This is a genomic window from Glutamicibacter nicotianae, from assembly GCF_016907615.1.
GTDB lineage: Bacteria > Actinomycetota > Actinomycetes > Actinomycetales > Micrococcaceae > Glutamicibacter > Glutamicibacter nicotianae.
This window is the reverse complement of record NZ_JAFBCH010000001.1, coordinates 3155126-3171309: the sequence shown is the minus strand read 5'-3', so window position 1 is coordinate 3171309 and position 16184 is coordinate 3155126. Positions and strand designations below refer to the sequence as shown.

Below are 16184 nucleotides of genomic sequence, written 5' to 3'. Positions count from 1 at the left end.
TGTTTCGATTCGCAGCAGTGCAGACACACAGCACATGCTCCCACTGTTGGTGTTGGTGCAAGTGCGTGAGTACCTCTCGGGATACGAATGACCCAAGCGATACTGGGACGCGGTTAGAGGCCCTCAGCGCAACCGCGGCATGGCGGAGAGCAACAGCTTCGTGTATTCCTGCTGCGGAGCTGCGAAGACCTGGGCTGTCGTACCCTGCTCGATGATCTTGCCCTGATGCATTACCGCGACGGTATCGCTCATATGCTCGATGACCGATAAATCGTGGCTGATGAACAGGTAGCTGGTCCCGGTCTCGACCTGGATCCTATCCAGCAGATCCAGCACGGTGGCCTGGATGGAAGCATCCAGCGCGGAGACCGGCTCGTCGAGGACCAGCACCGATGGCTTCGGTGCCAGTGCACGGGCAATGGCCAGGCGCTGGCGCTGCCCGCCGGAAAGCTCACGCGGATTGCGCTCCAGCAAACCAGGGGACAACTCAACCTGTTCCAGTAGTTCGGCCACCGGAACGCGGTACTCGGCCGCGCGCTTGGACTTGCCCCGGCTCAGCGCATCGGCCAGTAACTGGCCCACGGAATAGCGCGGGTCGAAGGATCCCAGCGGGTTCTGGTAGATCGCGCCCATTTGCTCGCGCAGCTTCCGGCGCTGCGGCTCATGGGCCGGGACGAAGCGTTCGCCGAGCAGCTCGACCGTGCCGGCATCCGGTGGCTGCAAGCCCAGGACCATGCGGGCAGTGGTGGTCTTGCCCGATCCGGATTCGCCAACGATGCCCAGGGTCTTGCCGCGGGGCACCTCGAAGCTGGCCGACTCGACAGCCGCATGCTTGCCGAAGCTCTTCGACAGCCCCTTGGCCGACAGCGCGTTGGAAGCCGGCGCGGCATCGTTCTGCATCGGTGCGGCCAACGGCCTGCTGGATGCCGACAAGGGTACGAAGCGCGGCACGCCCGAAGGCACGGCGCGTAGCAGCTGCCGGGTGTACTCGTGCTGAGGGTTGCCCAGGATCTGTGCGGTGGTCCCGGCCTCGACAATCTCGCCTTGGCGCATCACCGCGATGTCATCGGCCAGGTGGGCGACCTGGGCCAGGTCGTGGCTGATCATCAGCACGCCGCGGCTCTGCTCCTTCAGCTCGCGCAACTGCGCGAGAACCAAGGCGGTCAGCGCCGAGTCCAGCGCGGTGGTGGCCTCATCGGCGATGACCACCTGCGGGTTGCCGGCCAGGGCCTGGGCAATCAGCGCGCGCTGGCGCATGCCGCCGGAAAGCTCGGTGGAACGCTGCCTGGCGCGGCGTTCGGGTTCGGGCATGCGCACGGACTCAAGCACCTGGATGACCCGCTGCTGCCGCTCGGCCCGGGGCAGCTTGCCGTGGGCCTTGAGCGCGTCGCCGATTTCCCGGCCCACCGGACGCAGCGGATCCAGCGCCATCAGCGCATCCTGCAGGATCATCGAGACGGAATTGCCGCGGATCTGCTGCCAGCTGCGCTCGGACAGCGACAGGGCATCCTGCCCGCAGACTGCCAGCTTATCCGCGGTCGCGATGCCGCCGGAGAGTCCCAGCAGGCTGCGTGCGGTCACGGATTTGCCGGAGCCTGATTCGCCCACCAGGGCCAGGCAACGTCCAGCCTGGACGGTGAAGGAAACGTTCTTCACCGCCACGGTGGAACCGAAGCTGACCGACAGGTTCCTGGCGGTGATCAATGCTTGCCCGTTCATACGGTCCTGGCCTTTCCGCCCAGCGCGCGGCCGATCAGGGTGGCGCCGGCGGCCACGAAAACAATTGCCAGACCGGGGAACAGGCTCATCCACCAGGCCAGGTGCAGGTAGGTGCGCCCGGCCGAGAGCATGGCGCCCCATTCGGGCGCTGGCGGCGGAGTGCCCAAGCCCAGGAAGGACAGCGCGGCGGCCCAGATGACCGCCTGGCCAATCCCCAAGGTCACCAGTGCCAGCAAGGGCTTCAGGGCGTTGGGCACCAGGTGGTTGCGCACGCGCAGCCAGGTGCCGCGGCCCAGCACGGTGGCCGCCTCCAGCATTTCCGAGCCCTTCAACGTGCGGATCTGGCTGCGCACCAGCCGTGCGTAGCCCGGCGCGGTGGACAGGCCTACCGCGACGATGGCAGGCCCGACGCCGGGCCCGGTGAAGGCGATGAGCAGCAGCGCCATCAGCAGGGAAGGGATCGCGTACAGCGCTTCGAGCACCCGCAGGATGATCTCATCAAGCCAGCGCGGGGACAGCGCCGCGGCGGTGCCCAAGACGATGGCCAGCCCCATGCCCAGCGCGGTGGCGGCCAACCCGATGGCCAGCGAGTCGCGGGCGCCATGGATGACGCGGGTATAGATGTCGCGGCCGGATTCGTCGGTGCCGAAGAAGTGCGAGGTGCCGGGCGCCTGGAATGCCTCGGCCGGGTTGATTGCCAACGGGTCGCCGGGAGCCAGTACAGAGGGAGCCAGCGCGACGAGCAGCCACAAGGCGATGAAGCTGAGGCTGAGGATCTTGGCGGTGCGGCTCATGAGCTCGCTCCTGCCGGGTCGATGGCACGTTCGAGGCCTTCGGTGATGGCCATGACCACGATGTACACCAGTGCGGAGAACAAGGCGATGCCGGTGACCATGGGAATGTCGCGGGCCAGCACCGCAGAGAGCAGCGAGCGGCCCAGGCCCGGGCGGGCGAAGACCGCTTCGACCACCACTGCCCCGGAGAGCAGCGAGGAAAAGGCCCACCCGGTCAGACCCAGTGCTGGCAAGGCCGCATGGCGCAGGCCATGGCGCCAGAAGACTGCCAGCCGGCTCTCGCCGCGGGCTCGGGCGGCCAGCGCGAACTGGCTTGACATGGCGTAGCTAAGCGAATCGCGCATCAGCTGGGTGAGGAAGCCGGCCAGCGGCAGAGCCAGGGTCAGCACCGGCAGGATGAGGCCCTGGGTCGTGCCGTTGTCCACCGCCGGCAGCCAGCCGAGCATCGAGGAGAAGAGCATGATCAGCACCGCGCCAAGCCAGAAGTGCGGCACCGCGGCGGCAATGATTTCCACGATATTCCCCACCCAGGCGCCCACCCGGTTGGCGCGCATGGCCAGGGCGGCGAAGCACAGGGACAGCACCCACGCAGCGGCCAGGGCGAGCAGCGCCAGCCAGAGGGTGTTGGGCAGGACCTCGCCCATGATGCCGATCACCGGCTGCTTGAGCGAATAGGAGGTGCCGAAATCGCAGGTGGCCAGCTTGCCCAGGTACATCAGGTACTGGGCGATGAGCGGCCGGTCCAGTCCGTACTCGGCGCGGGCAGCGGCCAGCGCTTCGGCCGAGGCCTGGGAGCCGGGGCCACCCATGATTGCTTCGGCCGGGTCGCCGGGGATCAGCCGGATGGCGATGAAGATGGCGGTGGCGACCAGCCACAGCACCACCAGCGCGCCGCCGATCTTGCGCCCGGCCCAAGCAATCGTGCCCACCGGTTGCTACTCGGTGATGAAGGTGTCGTAGTAGATCGGCGAGGACACGGCGGTCGTGGCGCCGACTCCGTGCACGTTCTTGCCGTAGAGGAAGTGGTTCTGCTGGTCGTAGAGCGGCAGCACGTAGTAGCCCTCGAGCACCAGCTTCTGCGCCTGCTCGTACAGCGAAGCGCGTAGCGCCTCGTCATTGGTCTGCTCGGCCTCGGCCAGGATCCCATCCAGCTTCTCGTTCTTCACCTGCGCGTTGTTGGCAAAGTAGCCCGATGGCGCAGGCACGGTCGAATTGGAGTGGTAGAGGATGCGCAGCACCGACGGGCCGACCTTGGTGTACGGAGCGGAGACCAGGTCGTATTCGTGCTTGGCCAAGGCGCCGTACCAGCTGGAGAGATCCAGCAGCTGGATCTTCACCTCGAAGCCCACGGCCTTGGCCTGGGCCTGGAACTGCTCGAACAGCGACTGCTCGGCGGGAACCGACTGGTTGGTGGAGACCGGGAAGTCCAGGGACAGGCGCTTGCCGTCCTTCACGCGGTAGCCTTCGGCGTCGCGTTCGGTCCAGCCAGCTTCATCGAGCAGCTCATTGGCCTTGGCCGCATCGGTGCCGAACAGCGACTCGTCGGAGTAGCCCAGCGGCTCCACGGAAGAAAGCAGCGAGTAGCTGCGCTGCGCGGTGCCGAAGTAGAGGGCGCTGATGCCGGAGTTGGCATCCACGGTGCGGATGAACGCTTCGCGCACGCGCTGGTCATCGAATGGCGCCTTGGAGCTGTTCAGCTCGATGCGGTTGGAAGCGCCCGGGCGCGGTGCATCCAGGTGGCCCAGCGAGTTGTCCTTCGTCGCGGTGGCAATGGTGTCCGGCTGCGCGTTGTCGATCACGTCGACCTCGCCGGACTGCAATGCGGCGTAGCGGGTGGCTGCCTCCGGGATGAAGCGCCAGGTGATGCCATCCAGATAGGCCTTGTCATCGGCACGCGCCGTGTCGCCCACCGGCAGCACGTAGTCGTCGTTGCGGACCAGGTTCACTGCCTTCTGGTGCTCCCAGGACTCGACCTTGAACGGGCCGGTGCCTACCGGGGAGGCGCAGTTGGTGGCCTGGTCGCGTTCCAGCGCCTTGGGGGATTCGATAGCGGTCCACGGCATGGACAGCGATTCGAGCAGCGCGTTATCCGGGGAGGAGAGCGTCAGCTTGGCGGTGAGCTCATCAACAATTTCGATGTCCACTACCTTGCCCACGGCCAGGTAGCCGGTGGAGGAGGCGGTATTCGGATCTTTCAGGTGCTGGATATTGGCCTTGATGGCCTCGGCGGTGAGCTTGGTGCCGTCGGTGAAGGTGATGCCGTCGCGCAGGGTGATGGTGCGGGTCAGGCCGTCCTCGGACACTTCGGTGCTTTCGGCAAGCCACGGGATGATCTTCCCGTCCGCATCCTTGGTGAACAGGGATTCGAGGTACTGGCTGGCCACCAGGGCCTGCGGGTAGTTGCCGCCCACATGCGGGTCCAGGCAGGACGGCTCGGCATCGCCCGACGCGTAGACCAGGGTGCCGCCGGCCACCGGCTTCACATTCTCTTCGGTGGAATCGGATCCGGCTCCAGCCGAGCAGCTGGCCAGCAGGGATCCAATGAGCGGGAGCGCGATAGCGCAGCCGAGGATCCGGGATGCGCGCGAGTTTCGTTGCATGGGGAAGTGCTTACCTCGATGGACTAGTGGTGATGACCAAACCAACTCTAGTCATCCGGAACGCATTCGTCAGATCGGAGCGTCTCGCTCCGATCTGGCGAATGGCGGGCAGCGGCAGTCTGCGAAGCGGACTACTTTTCGCTGGCTACGGTCATGCGGCGGTTCTCGTGGACCGGGGTTTCGATCTCATCGAGGATCGCTACGGCGAAGTCCTGGGAGGAAACGAAGTCGCCAGCCGGCGAATCGGTGCCCAGGGTGTAGCTGCCGGTGCGGCGCGCTGGCATGATGACCGGGGCCGGGGCCACGACGGTCCAGGTGATGCCGGACACCGAGGTGAACATGTCGTAGACCTCGGCGCTGGTGGTGGCCTCGGCCTTGTATTCCTCGGGGAATCCCGGGGTGTCGAGCAGGCGCACGCCCTCGACTTCGGTGGCGCCGGCTCCGCCGACCACGACCAGGCGGGCCGGAACAAGGGTTTCGGTGATCTGCTCGAAGGCATCCAGGTATTCCTGGTGGTCGCCGCCGGTGCGCGATGGCGGCACGGCGATGACGATTACGTCGTTGCCCTTGCCCAGATCGCGGTAGGCCGCGCCGTCGCCCAGTTCGGCTGCCACTGCGGTGGTGCCTTCGACGTCCTTGCCCGAACGGGTGACCGAGGTGACCTCGTGGCCGCGGGAAATGGCTTCGGCAACAACTTCCGAGCCGACCATGCCGGTCGCTCCGTAAACTGCAATTTTCATGGTGCTCTCTTTCCTTGGGGAAGCAGGTTCGAGTCAATGGTATCTTTTAGATACCGGCCACTACAACGAAATCAGGTTTCCTCATGGATAGCCATGAACCCTTCGACGTGTTCGTGCAGGAATGCCCTTCACGTGAAATTATGCAGCGTCTAGGCGATAAATGGACACCGCTGGTGCTTCTGGCGCTGGCTGGCGGACCGCAACGTTTCTCTGCGTTACGCCAACGCGTCGGAGCTGTCACGCCCAAGGTGCTCACCCATACCCTGCGCAACCTGGAACGCGACGGGCTGGTGCAGCGCACCGTGTTCGCCCAGGTGCCGGTGCGGGTGGACTATGAGCTGACCGATTTGGGCCAGGGGATCCTGGAGCCCATGGAAATCCTGCGCCTGTGGTCAGAGGAGCATGTGCCCAAGGTGCTCGCCGCCCGCGAGCGGTTTGACGCGCGTGGCTAATGCTCCGCTGAAACGGCCGGGTCCAGGGGCAGGAACATGAAGTGCAGGCCCACCAGCCCCTGGATGGGATGCCTGAATGCTCCCGGGATGGTGCCCAGGATCGTGAAGCCCAGCGATTGCCACAGGTGCACTGCCGCCTCATTGGTTTCGACAACCGCATTGAACTGGATGCCGTGGTAGTTTTCCTGCCGCGCCCAGTCGATTGCGTAGCGGCCCAGCGTTCTGCCCACGCCGCGGCTGCGGGCTTCCGGATCGACCAGGAATGAGGCGGTGGCTATGTGGGATCCTGCCCCGGGCTTATTCGGGCCCATCTTCGCAGAACCGATGATCCTGCCGTCTTCCACGGCGACTACCGTTTGGCCTGGCGGCTCTTCCATCCACCATGGACGGGCTTCCTCAAGGGACTGGCCCTGCGGGAAAGCGTAGGTTTGCCCTTCATCCATGATCTTGCGGTAGAAGCCGTAGATATCAGGCCAATCCTCGGCGGTGCTTGTACGGATCTGCATGCGGTGAGCCCAACTTTTCGAAATGGATGCTTCGGAATTCAGCTGATTCGCCCCCAAGTGTATCTTGCGTCACATAGACTGAGGTCAAAGACGCAAGGTGCAGGCAAAGGAGCCGGTGTTGTTTGAAGTAAGCGATGACCAGAAGTCATTGATCGAAATGGTTCATGATTTCGCTGAGACCCGGATTGCTCCCAATGCCCTGAAATGGGACCAGGAGCAGCACTTCCCGGTGGATGTGCTGGCTGAGGCAGGCCAGCTGGGCATGGGCGGCATCTATGTTTCGGAAGACCATGGCGGATCGGGCCTGACCCGCAGCGATGCCGTGCTGGTCTTCGAGGAACTGGCCAAGGCCGATCCGACCCTGGCCGCCTACATTTCCATCCACAACATGGTGGTGTGGATGGTCGACACCTTCGGCAATGACGAGCAGCGTGCCGCTTGGCTGCCGTCGATGACCACGATGGAAGACCTGGGCTCCTACTGCCTGACCGAGCCGGGCGTCGGCTCTGATGCGGCGGCCCTGTCGACCCGGGCCCGCCGGGACGGAGACGAGTATGTGCTCAGCGGGGTCAAGCAGTTCATCTCCGGCGCCGGCAGCTCGGCGCTCTACATCGTCATGGCCCGCACCGCCGATACCGGTTCGCGCGGCATCAGCGCCTTCCTGGTTCCAGGAGATGCCGAGGGCCTGAGTTTCGGGCCGAACGAGAAGAAGATGGGCTGGAAGGCGCAGCCCACCCGCCAGGTGATCATGGAAGGCGTGCGCGTTCCCGCTGGCAATCTGCTGGGCGCCGAGGGGCAGGGATTCTCCATGGCCATGCAGGCGCTGAATGGCGGCCGGCTGAACATCGGTGCCTGCTCGCTGGGCGGCGGGCAGAGCGCGCTGGAGAAGTCGGCGCTGTACCTGAAGGAGCGCCAGGCCTTCGGCGGTCCGCTGACCAGGCAGGAAGCGCTGGTCTTCAAGCTGGCCGAGATGGACATGGAACTGGAAGCTGCCCGCTCGCTGCTGCGCCGTGCCGCGGCCGCCCTGGACGCGAAGAGCCCGGATCGGGTGCGGCTGTGCGCGATGGCGAAGAAGATGGCCTCGGATGCCGGCTTCAATGCCGCCAACAGCGCGATCCAGCTGCACGGCGGCTACGGCTACCTGGCCGACTACGGGATGGAGAAGATCGCCCGGGATCTGCGCGTGCACCAGATCCTGGAAGGCACCAACGAGATCATGTCGCTGATCGTCGGGCGCTCACTGCTGGAGTCCTGAGCCAGGACGGCGGCTAGCGCCTGGGTTGCCGCTCCGAGTCCCGCACCGGGTTTGACGACTGCGAATCTTCGGGATTCGGATGGACCGGGGAAATCACCGGCTTGCTGGACAAGATCCGCTCGATGCTGCCCAGCTCCATCGCATCCAGCAAGGTGCGTTGGGTGGGGCGCATCATCTTGACCTCGCCGCGCTCAAGCGCAGCGAACAGCGCCTCTGGACTGGTCCACTTGGAAATCACCGCTTCGGTGGTCTGGTGGACCGGTTCTTGGCCTGCGCGCAACGCGGCGACGAAGAAATAGGTGTCGAAGCGACGCGGGAATCCGGCTGGGGTGACCCAGTTGGCCCATGGGTGCAGCTGGCCAGGATCCAGCAGTAGCCCGGTTTCCTCGAAGACTTCGCGCCGGGCGGCGAAGAGGACCTCACCGGCCAGGTGCGGCGCGCGTTCCGGGCCTTCGGCAAGGACCGAGGTGTGCGCCCAACGCTGGACGTGGTCGCTGAGCACTAGAGGATCCAATTCGGCCTCTCCTGCCGCCTGCCCGTCCTGGAGATCAACACGTCCGCCGGGATAGACCACCATGCCTGCCGCGAAGTCCATCGTGTTCACGCGGTGCTGGACGAACACTTCGAATCCGGCGGCTGCCTGGCGCAGCAGCAGAACGCTGGCAGCCTTGCGGATGGGGACCTCAGCGGGGGTCTCAGGTATCGGGGAAGTCGTCATTGCCTACCGTGTCCTTGACTCGTGGGTTGGGAAATAGCCTTTGAATGCCAGCTTATCTTCTGGTGCACAGCCAACGCGGATCCAACGGCAATCACTGTGCAAGCCTGCACATTTGCCTGCGGAATCTGCACAGCCAATGCCGTTGACCAGCTTGCTTGCCGGTGCCTACTTTGAAACGAAGGGCGCTGCACGCAACTGCGGCCAGCGCACCGGCACGATCCAGTGGAGCTAAGCAGAGGATAGGCAGCATGGCTGAAGAGAACAGGCAGAGTCCTGAAGGGCTGGCAGGGCGCCGCGCCTTGATTACCGGCGGCGCGTCGGGCATTGGCTTGGCCAGCGCGACGGCATTGACCCGAGCCGGCGCGGCCGTGACCATTGCCGATGTGGACGAGCAGGCGGCCGGGCAAGCAGCACAGGCACTTGGCGGGAAGGCATGGGCCGTGGATCTCTCGGATACCAAATCCCTGGAAGAGCTCAGCCTGGATATCGACATCCTGGTCAACAACGCCGGCGTGCAGAGGGTGGCTCCGATCCATGAGTTCGATCCCGAAGCCTGGCGGCTGATCCACCGGCTCATGCTGGAAGCACCCTTCCTGCTGATCCGTGCTGCATTGCCCGGCATGCGCGAGCGCGGCTTCGGGCGCATCATCAATGTTTCTTCCATCCATGGGCTGCGGGCCAGCGCTTTCAAGAGCGCATACGTGGCGGCCAAGCATGGGCTGGAAGGGCTGTCGAAGGCCACGGCGATGGAAGGCGCGGACTTCGGGATTACCAGCAACTGCATCAACCCGGGATATGTGCGCACGCCGCTGGTCCAGAAGCAGATTGCCGATCAGGCCAAGGTCCACGGCATCGCCGAATCCGAGGTGGTGCAGAAAATCATGCTGACCGAGGCGGCGATCAAGCGGATGGTGGAACCCGAAGAGGTGGCGTCCTTGGTGGCTTGGCTGTGCGGTGATGCGGCGGGCATGGTCACCGGAGCGTCCTACGCCATGGACGGCGGATGGAGCGCACGGTAAAGAAAATGGCTGTGCTTTCGGCAGGCGGCCGGTCCGTGCTATCGAGCCGCCGCAGGCATATGATCGTGATATGGAAAGCGATTCGCCCTCATCGAAAAGCCTGTCCCACTGGCTGCAGATCTCCTCGCTGGAATTGCTGGTGGGCATTGCCGAGCACGGCAGCCTGAGTGCCGGGGCGCGGGCAGCCGGCATGGCGCAGCCCAATGCCTCGCGGGCCTTGAAAACCCTGGAACGCCGCTTGGGATATTCGCTGGTCACCCGGAAAACCACCGGCTCCACGCTGACCGCCGAGGGCGTGCTCACCGTGCAATGGGCCCGGGAAGCACTGGCCAGCTTGGAAGCCTTGGCTGCCGGTGCCAGGTCGCTGGCCGATGCAGGGGGATCCGAGCTGCAGTTCGGGGCGAGCATGACGGTGGCCGAATACTTGGCCCCGCAGTGGATCGGCCGGCTGCACCAGGTGCTGCCGCAGATCACGCCACGCATGCGGATCATGAATTCGCAGGACGTCATCCGTGCCGTGCAGCAAGGCGAGGTCGGCCTCGGCTTCGTGGAAACCCCGCATATACCGCTGGGGCTCACGAGCAAGTCGGTGTTCCGCGACGAGATGCTGATTGTGGTGGCACCCGGGCATGAATGGGCGCAGCGCGAGCAGCCGCTGACCTTGCACGAGCTGCAGAGCACGCCGCTGATCGAGCGCGAGGAAGGCTCGGGCACCCGCGCATTCCTGGATTACATCGCCCATGCCCAGCGGCCCAAGCCCGTGGCCGAATTCAACAGCAATGCGACCATCTGCCAGTGCGCGGCCGCCGGCATGGGCCCGGCGGTGCTCAGCCAATTGGCCGTGGAAAGCCAGCTGGCGGCCGGAACCCTGGTGGAAATCGCCTTTGACGGACCCGCCCTGCTGCGCGAGCTGCACGCCATCTGGCCGGCGGCGCAGGTGCTGGGCCGCACCGAGCAGACGCTGCTGCAGATCGCCGCGGATCACGAGTCCCACTCCGCCTGAAGCAGGAAACCGGGCAGCTGCAACTGCAGCTGCCCGGTTTCGGCTGGGACCTGTGGCTGGGTCTTGCCCCTAGTTGGAGACCTTTTCGACCTTGCTGCCCAGCTCCGTGGTGGGCACCCTGTAGGTTTCGCGCGCGGTCATCGCCGCGGCGGAGGCGATCAGCGAGATCGCCGCGGTGAAGATGCTGATCTGCACCCACCCATTGGCTTCCAGGCCGCCCAGGGCGGCGACGATGGACGGGGCGAAGCCTGCCATCAAGAAGCCGATCTGGGTGCCGATGGCCAGGCCGGAGAAGCGGACCTGGGAGGAGAACATCTCGGCGTAGAAGCTCGGCCAGACCGCATTGGCCGCGGCATAGGCGCAGGAGAAGACCAGCACCGAGAGACCGAACTGCGCCAGTGCGTTATCCGTTTCCATGGAGCGCAGGTAGAAGGGCATGAAGGCCGCGGAGCCCAGCGCACCATAGATGAATACCGGCTTGCGCCCGATCTTGTCCGCCAGCATGCCGAACAGCGGCTGGGTGAATAGCGCGCCGATGTTGCCGGCCACCACCAGCCACAGGGTGATGGACTCGTCCATGTTGCCGATCGTCTTGCCGTAGGAGATGGCCAGCGTGCCGTAGACGGTGGACACCGCGGCGATGAAGGCGCAGAGGATGACGCGCAGCACGTCCTTCCAGTGGAACTTCAGCAGCACCGCCAGCGGGAGCTTGGCGATCTCGTTGTTCTTCTTGGCTTCCTCGAACTCCGGGGTTTCATGCAGCGAACGGCGGATGAAGAAGGTGACGATCACGACGACGGCCGAAAGCCAGAACGGGATGCGCCAGCCGATGCCGTACTTGATCTCATCGGGCAGGGCGACCACCGGAATGAAGATCAGCGCGGCCAGGATCTGCCCGCCCTGGGTGCCGGTCAGCGTCCAGGAGGTGAAGAAGCTGCGGCGGTGGTCCGGCGCATGCTCCAGCGACAAGGAGGAGGCCCCGGCCTGCTCGCCGGCGGCCGACAGGCCCTGGCACAGGCGGGCAAAGACCAGCAGGATCGGGGACAGCCAGCCGACCTGGTCGAAGGTGGGCAGGCAGCCAATCAGGAAGGTGGAGGCGCACATCAGGATCAGCGTGAACATCAGCACCTTCTGCCGGCCTGGGCGACCTCGATGGGACGCGTGCTGATCGCGCAGCTGTCCAAGGCCGAGCAGGAATCCTTCCTGGAACGCGTGCAGCTCAAGCGGTACACCGAGCATACGGTGGCGGACCTGGATGCGCTGCGCCGGGAACTGGACACGGTGCGGGAGCAGGGCTGGTCCCTGGTCAACCAGGAACTCGACGAGGGGCTGCGCGGCGTGGCCGTGCCGGTCTACCGAAAGAACCAGCTGCTCGGGGCGCTGAACATCTCGGTCCAGGCCGGGCGCAACAATCCCGAGGCCATCAACCAGACCCTGCTGCCCAAGCTGCGCGAAGCCGCCGCCGCCATAGCAGATGACTTCGGCGGCCGGCTGGCCTGAGCATCCCTCCAATCATGCCGCCACGGCGACGGGAGCACCATCACCGCTACGGCCAATCCGGTGGGCCCATCGTGGCGCTGCACCACGAGCGGTTGCGGCGCGCCACTGCTACGAGCCGGACGGTGCAGGAGCTGTCGGGGCGTTGCCGGGAGGCATGCCTCCCGGAGCCCAGCTACCGGAAGGCCCGGTGTTCGTATCCACATTGACCGTGAGGCTGACAGCGTAGCCGGAGCCGGTGTTCCCCGTGACGGTTGCCAGTTGGGTGGCTCCCGAATCCTCGCCGAAGACGTTGTCCGACTCCAGGCTCACCCCTTGCATATTCTTCACCGACTGCTCGTAGCCGGTGGTTGCGTAGACCGCGGTGCAGGTATCCTGCGGCAAGGCGACCTGCGAGGTGGCGATCGCAGTGGTGTGATCGGTAATCGAATCGGTATCCGGGTACACCTCGAAGTGGATGTGCGGCCAGCGTCCGGCATAGCATGCCGGGAAGATGCTGGTGTAGCGCACCATGCCGTCGGCATCCGCCACCTGGACCCCGCGCAGGTAGTTCTCATCTTCCAGTCCACTGGAGTACATGGAGTATCCCCCGGACCGGTCGCAGTGCCACACGTACACTGCCACACCGGCGAAGGGCTGGTTGTTGTTGGCCATGTCCACGATCTTCAGCTCAAGGGTCATTTCGATGCCCTCGGCCGTGGTGGTGCTGGTGCCGAAGCTGGAACGGATGTCGCTGCGGACGATTCCGCTTTGCTCCAGCACGTCCGGCCCGTTGGACCCGTCGCCCGGATAGGGGCCGGCGGTCTCGTCAGGGATCTCCGCAGCGGTGGACGACGAAGCGGTGCCCTTGGTGCCGGTTGGGGAGCAGGCAGCCAGGGCGAACGCGAGCGTGCCCACTCCCACACCGGCCAGAACCTTGCGTCGCTCGACCAGGGTGCCGACGTCGAAGGACAGCCCCTGGTCTTCGAGATCTTCCTCGGGCCTCGGTAGCGGCCGGTTTCCAAACCAGCGCGGTGGGGGATTCATAGTGCACTCCTTGAGCCAGGTGAAATGGGGCTGTTTGCCGTGATCACTACCGTATGCAGACGGATCATGGCCCAGCACAGGAGGCGCTGTGGGTTTTCTGAGAAGGGTTGGCCGCTATCCTTGGTTAGAGCCGATGGCCTGCTCAAGCAGCAGCGAGAGCCGGCGCACGCCCTCGGCGATGGTTTCCTCGTCTACCGAGCAGAACGCCAAGCGCAGCTTATTGCTGGCCTCGCCAGAGGGGCTGAATGCCGCACCCGGAATGAAGATGACCCCGGCCTTCACGCCCTGCTGGAGCAGCGTGTAGGTGTCGATGCCTTCGGGAAGGGTCAGCCAGATGAAGAATCCGCCCTCGGGGTGGGTGTGGCTGACCCCAGCAGGCAGGTACTTGGCCAAGGCGGCGAGCATCGCATCGCGGCGCGAACGGTACAGGTCGTTGTACTTGGTGATCTGCCCCTTCCAGTCATGCTCGTTGAGGTAGGCGCTGATGATCATCTGGTTCAGGGTCGGCGGGCACAGGGCTACCGCTTCGCCGGCGAGATAGAAGCGGCGGAACAGGTGGGTGGGGACCGCGGCCCAGCCGATGCGCAGGCCCGGTGCGAAGATCTTGGAGAAGGAACCCATGTAGATCACGTTCTCCGGATCCAGGCTGCGCAGCGTAGGCGCCGGGGTTCCCTCGTAGCGCAGCATGCCGTACGGATTGTCTTCCAGGATCAGGATGCCGGCCTCACGGCAAATCTCCACGATTTCCTGGCGGCGCTCGGTAGCCAGCGTGATGCCGGAGGGGTTGTTGAAGTTCGGGATGGTGTAGAGGAACTTGATGCGCTCGCCGGCTGCGCGCAATTCGGCAATGCGCTCGCGCAGGGCGGAAGGAATCAGCCCGTTCTCGTCCGTGCCCACCGGGCGAGCGGTCACCTGGTAGGCCTCGAAGGTGTTCAGCGCGCCGACGTAGGTCGGGTCTTCGCAGAGCACCGTGTCGCCGGGATTGCAGAACACCTTGCATGCCATGTCCTGGGCTGATTGGGAGCCGTTGGTGACCACGATATCCTCGATGCCCACATTCGTGATTCCCTCGGCCGCCATCACGTCGATGATCTGCGCACGAAGTTCTGGGGTGCCCAGCCCGGAGCCGTACTGCAGAGCTTCGGGGCCCTGCTCGACGATGATGCGCTGGGCCATCTCGCCGATCTTTTCCAGCGGGAGCAGCTGCAGGAAGGGGTTGCCTCCGGCTAGCGATACCAGCGAAGGGTCCAGCGACAGTTCGAACACGTCGCGCACCGCAGATTGCTTGATTCCCGCCGCGCGCTCGGAAAGCAGGGACTCGTGCAAAGTGGTCAGCGATTGTGATGCGGTGGTCATGGTTCTCCTCGGCCGGGGCTCCCGCTGGCGGGAGCGTGATTCCTGCGCTGGGTGCGGCACAAGAATTGTTTTCAAATAGAATACTTTGGTATTCCAGCAGGAAATTCAGGGCTTGGCAAGACCTGGGCATCCAGCAACGCGATTCCGTGCCTCAGCGCGAGGCATGACGCTCCTCGATGGCCAGCTGGGCCAGCGCCGCGTTCACGCGATTGTGGAGTTTCTCCGCAAGACACCGGGGCTTGCTCCCCGCCAGCCAGCACTGCGTGGCCAAATGGGCCAGCAGCTCGACGCAGTGGGCAGAAGCACGGAAATATCCGGACCGGGACAGGGCGATGGCAGCATCGATGATCAGCAATGACGCATCCAGTGCGCTATCGGCGGCTTGCGTGGCGCGCTGCCCGCTAGGTGCGCGGCGCTCCCGCATCACCAGCTCGCGAAGCTCCGTGAGCTTTTCGGGAATGGAAACCACCGCGCGGTGCGCCCGGTTCTGGACTCCCATGAGCTGCAAGGGCCTGATGGCGGCCAGCAGCATGCCGACCATGGCGAAGGCCGACAGACCCGCAACACCGAGCTTGGCCAGCAGAATTCCAGCGGCGATGGCCAACCCTGCCACCCCGAGAATGATGAGGAAGATGGCCAGGCTGCCGAAATGCGGCTTCTTCGGTTCCAGGCGAAGCGCACGGGTCCTGGTGATCCGGTCGAGGCTCGCGCGGATTTCGGACAGGTCGGGAACGCCCAGCCGGCCTTGGGAGATCCGCAGGGCGTCGCGCCACGCCTGGATGCGCCGGCGGCTGCGCAGCACTTGGAAGATTTGCCACCCGGCCAGCAGGGGAAGGGCGAGCGCGAAAAAGAGCAACGCGGCGGCGCCCAAGCTGATGTCGCCTGCCTGGTGCATGCCGTAGGCGCCCATCCAGGCGAACAGCGAATACACGGGAAGGCGGATCAGCAGGCGATCCCACCAGGCGACTTCCTGCGGAGCGCTGGCAGATGCGCCGGTCGGCTTGCTCATTTTCCGGTTTCGCCTCGCGAATCCAGCCATTCCTGAATGGCGCTCGGGCGAATGCGGCGATGCGTGCCGCGGTATTCCACCGGGATGATCCCGGCATCGGCCAGCTTGCGCAGATAGCTGTTGGAGATGCCTGCCATCTGGGCTGCCTGGGAAGTATTGAGCAGCAACTCGGGAGTGCCAATGCTGACCGACTCGCCATCGGCGAAGCGCGAAAGCACCTCGATCAGCGCCTGGTGGGCTTCCTTGGGCAGCTGCAGGGCAGTGCCGTTGACGAATACTGTCGTGTCATTCGACTCGTCCAGCGCACGGCGCAATCGAACCGTGGTCTTCTCGTCCAACGCTTCGAAAGTGCGGACCCTGCCCAGTGCTGAAGTCGGTGATGCCATGGCCCCAATTTTGCCCGAGATGCTCCTGAACCGCACCTCATGACGCAGAGCCTGGACTACCTGCGGCGCTTCGTTTGTGACGCGCATACGACGAAAGGGGGTTG

At 65.0% G+C, this 16184-nt stretch carries 16 protein-coding genes and 1 pseudogene; 5 read left to right on the top strand and 12 right to left on the bottom strand.

Annotation, left to right across the window (positions count from 1 at the left end):
* Positions 1 to 123: 123 nt before the first annotated feature.
* The 5 genes from JOE62_RS15155 to JOE62_RS15135 all read right to left on the bottom strand — a co-directional run bounded on the left by JOE62_RS15155 (position 124) and on the right by JOE62_RS15135 (position 5853).
* On the bottom strand, positions 124 to 1719 hold the full coding sequence (locus JOE62_RS15155; RefSeq protein WP_204723001.1) for a dipeptide ABC transporter ATP-binding protein: 1596 nt from the start codon (positions 1717 to 1719) through the stop codon (positions 124 to 126).
* Complete coding sequence (locus JOE62_RS15150) at positions 1716 to 2513, bottom strand: ABC transporter permease (protein WP_204723000.1); 798 nt, start codon at positions 2511 to 2513, stop codon at positions 1716 to 1718. Before JOE62_RS15150 ends, JOE62_RS15155 begins: the two co-directional genes overlap by 4 nt.
* The gene (locus JOE62_RS15145; RefSeq protein ID WP_204722999.1) at positions 2510 to 3442 is read right to left on the bottom strand and encodes an ABC transporter permease subunit; all 933 of its coding nucleotides are present in this window, start codon (positions 3440 to 3442) and stop codon (positions 2510 to 2512) included. The genes JOE62_RS15150 and JOE62_RS15145 overlap by 4 nt, the downstream gene beginning before the upstream one ends.
* Before the next feature lie 6 nt (positions 3443 to 3448).
* Positions 3449 to 5113: an ABC transporter substrate-binding protein gene (locus tag JOE62_RS15140; protein ID WP_204722998.1), complete on the bottom strand. Its 1665-nt coding sequence runs from the start codon at positions 5111 to 5113 to the stop codon at positions 3449 to 3451.
* Positions 5114 to 5244: 131 nt separating this feature from the next.
* Positions 5245 to 5853, bottom strand: a complete 609-nt coding sequence (locus tag JOE62_RS15135) for an NAD(P)-dependent oxidoreductase (RefSeq protein ID WP_204722997.1) — start codon at positions 5851 to 5853, stop codon at positions 5245 to 5247.
* An 83-nt stretch (positions 5854 to 5936) separates the two neighbouring features.
* On the opposite strand from JOE62_RS15135, the gene JOE62_RS15130 reads away from it, so the two are divergent.
* A complete protein-coding gene (locus tag JOE62_RS15130) occupies positions 5937 to 6305 on the top strand; it encodes a winged helix-turn-helix transcriptional regulator (RefSeq protein ID WP_128469259.1) in 369 nt (122 codons plus the stop codon).
* Here the strand turns inward: JOE62_RS15130 and JOE62_RS15125 are convergent.
* On the bottom strand, positions 6302 to 6811 hold the full coding sequence (locus JOE62_RS15125; RefSeq protein WP_204722996.1) for a GNAT family N-acetyltransferase: 510 nt from the start codon (positions 6809 to 6811) through the stop codon (positions 6302 to 6304). The genes JOE62_RS15130 and JOE62_RS15125 overlap by 4 nt on opposite strands.
* A 118-nt stretch (positions 6812 to 6929) precedes the next feature.
* Between JOE62_RS15125 and JOE62_RS15120 the strand changes: the two genes are divergently transcribed.
* Positions 6930 to 8066 (top strand): acyl-CoA dehydrogenase family protein, encoded by a 1137-nt coding sequence (locus JOE62_RS15120; protein WP_204722995.1) that lies wholly within the window; start codon positions 6930 to 6932, stop codon positions 8064 to 8066.
* A 13-nt stretch (positions 8067 to 8079) separates the two neighbouring features.
* On the opposite strand, the gene JOE62_RS15115 is transcribed toward JOE62_RS15120, so the two are convergent.
* Complete coding sequence (locus JOE62_RS15115; protein WP_204722994.1) at positions 8080 to 8784, bottom strand: NUDIX hydrolase; 705 nt, start codon at positions 8782 to 8784, stop codon at positions 8080 to 8082.
* A gap of 248 nt (positions 8785 to 9032) precedes the next feature.
* Between JOE62_RS15115 and JOE62_RS15110 the strand changes: the two genes are divergently transcribed.
* Together JOE62_RS15110 and JOE62_RS15105 are read left to right on the top strand one after the other, a co-directional pair.
* Positions 9033 to 9803, top strand: a complete 771-nt coding sequence (locus JOE62_RS15110) for a 3-hydroxybutyrate dehydrogenase (RefSeq protein WP_204722993.1) — start codon at positions 9033 to 9035, stop codon at positions 9801 to 9803.
* Between the two features lie 70 nt (positions 9804 to 9873).
* Complete coding sequence (locus tag JOE62_RS15105) at positions 9874 to 10806, top strand: LysR family transcriptional regulator (RefSeq protein WP_204722992.1); 933 nt, start codon at positions 9874 to 9876, stop codon at positions 10804 to 10806.
* A gap of 69 nt (positions 10807 to 10875) precedes the next feature.
* On the opposite strand, the pseudogene JOE62_RS15100 reads toward JOE62_RS15105, so the two are convergent.
* Positions 10876 to 11952 (bottom strand): annotated as a pseudogene (locus JOE62_RS15100) (MFS transporter); the annotation flags it as partial.
* Between the two features lie 6 nt (positions 11953 to 11958).
* On the opposite strand from JOE62_RS15100, the gene JOE62_RS15095 reads away from it, so the two are divergent.
* Positions 11959 to 12306: an IclR family transcriptional regulator domain-containing protein gene (locus JOE62_RS15095; RefSeq protein WP_204722991.1), complete on the top strand. Its 348-nt coding sequence runs from the start codon at positions 11959 to 11961 to the stop codon at positions 12304 to 12306.
* A 108-nt stretch (positions 12307 to 12414) separates the two neighbouring features.
* On the opposite strand, the gene JOE62_RS15090 is transcribed toward JOE62_RS15095, so the two are convergent.
* The 4 genes from JOE62_RS15090 to JOE62_RS15075 all read right to left on the bottom strand — a co-directional run bounded on the left by JOE62_RS15090 (position 12415) and on the right by JOE62_RS15075 (position 16080).
* Positions 12415 to 13329: an intradiol ring-cleavage dioxygenase gene (locus tag JOE62_RS15090; RefSeq protein WP_204722990.1), complete on the bottom strand. Its 915-nt coding sequence runs from the start codon at positions 13327 to 13329 to the stop codon at positions 12415 to 12417.
* A 114-nt stretch (positions 13330 to 13443) separates the two neighbouring features.
* Positions 13444 to 14685, bottom strand: a complete 1242-nt coding sequence (locus JOE62_RS15085) for an aminotransferase-like domain-containing protein (RefSeq protein WP_204722989.1) — start codon at positions 14683 to 14685, stop codon at positions 13444 to 13446.
* A 151-nt stretch (positions 14686 to 14836) separates the two neighbouring features.
* Positions 14837 to 15694: a hypothetical protein gene (locus JOE62_RS15080; RefSeq protein ID WP_204722988.1), complete on the bottom strand. Its 858-nt coding sequence runs from the start codon at positions 15692 to 15694 to the stop codon at positions 14837 to 14839.
* Entirely contained in the window at positions 15691 to 16080 is a 390-nt protein-coding gene (locus tag JOE62_RS15075) for a helix-turn-helix domain-containing protein (RefSeq protein ID WP_204722987.1), read from the bottom strand. The genes JOE62_RS15080 and JOE62_RS15075 overlap by 4 nt, the downstream gene beginning before the upstream one ends.
* Positions 16081 to 16184: the final 104 nt, after the last annotated feature.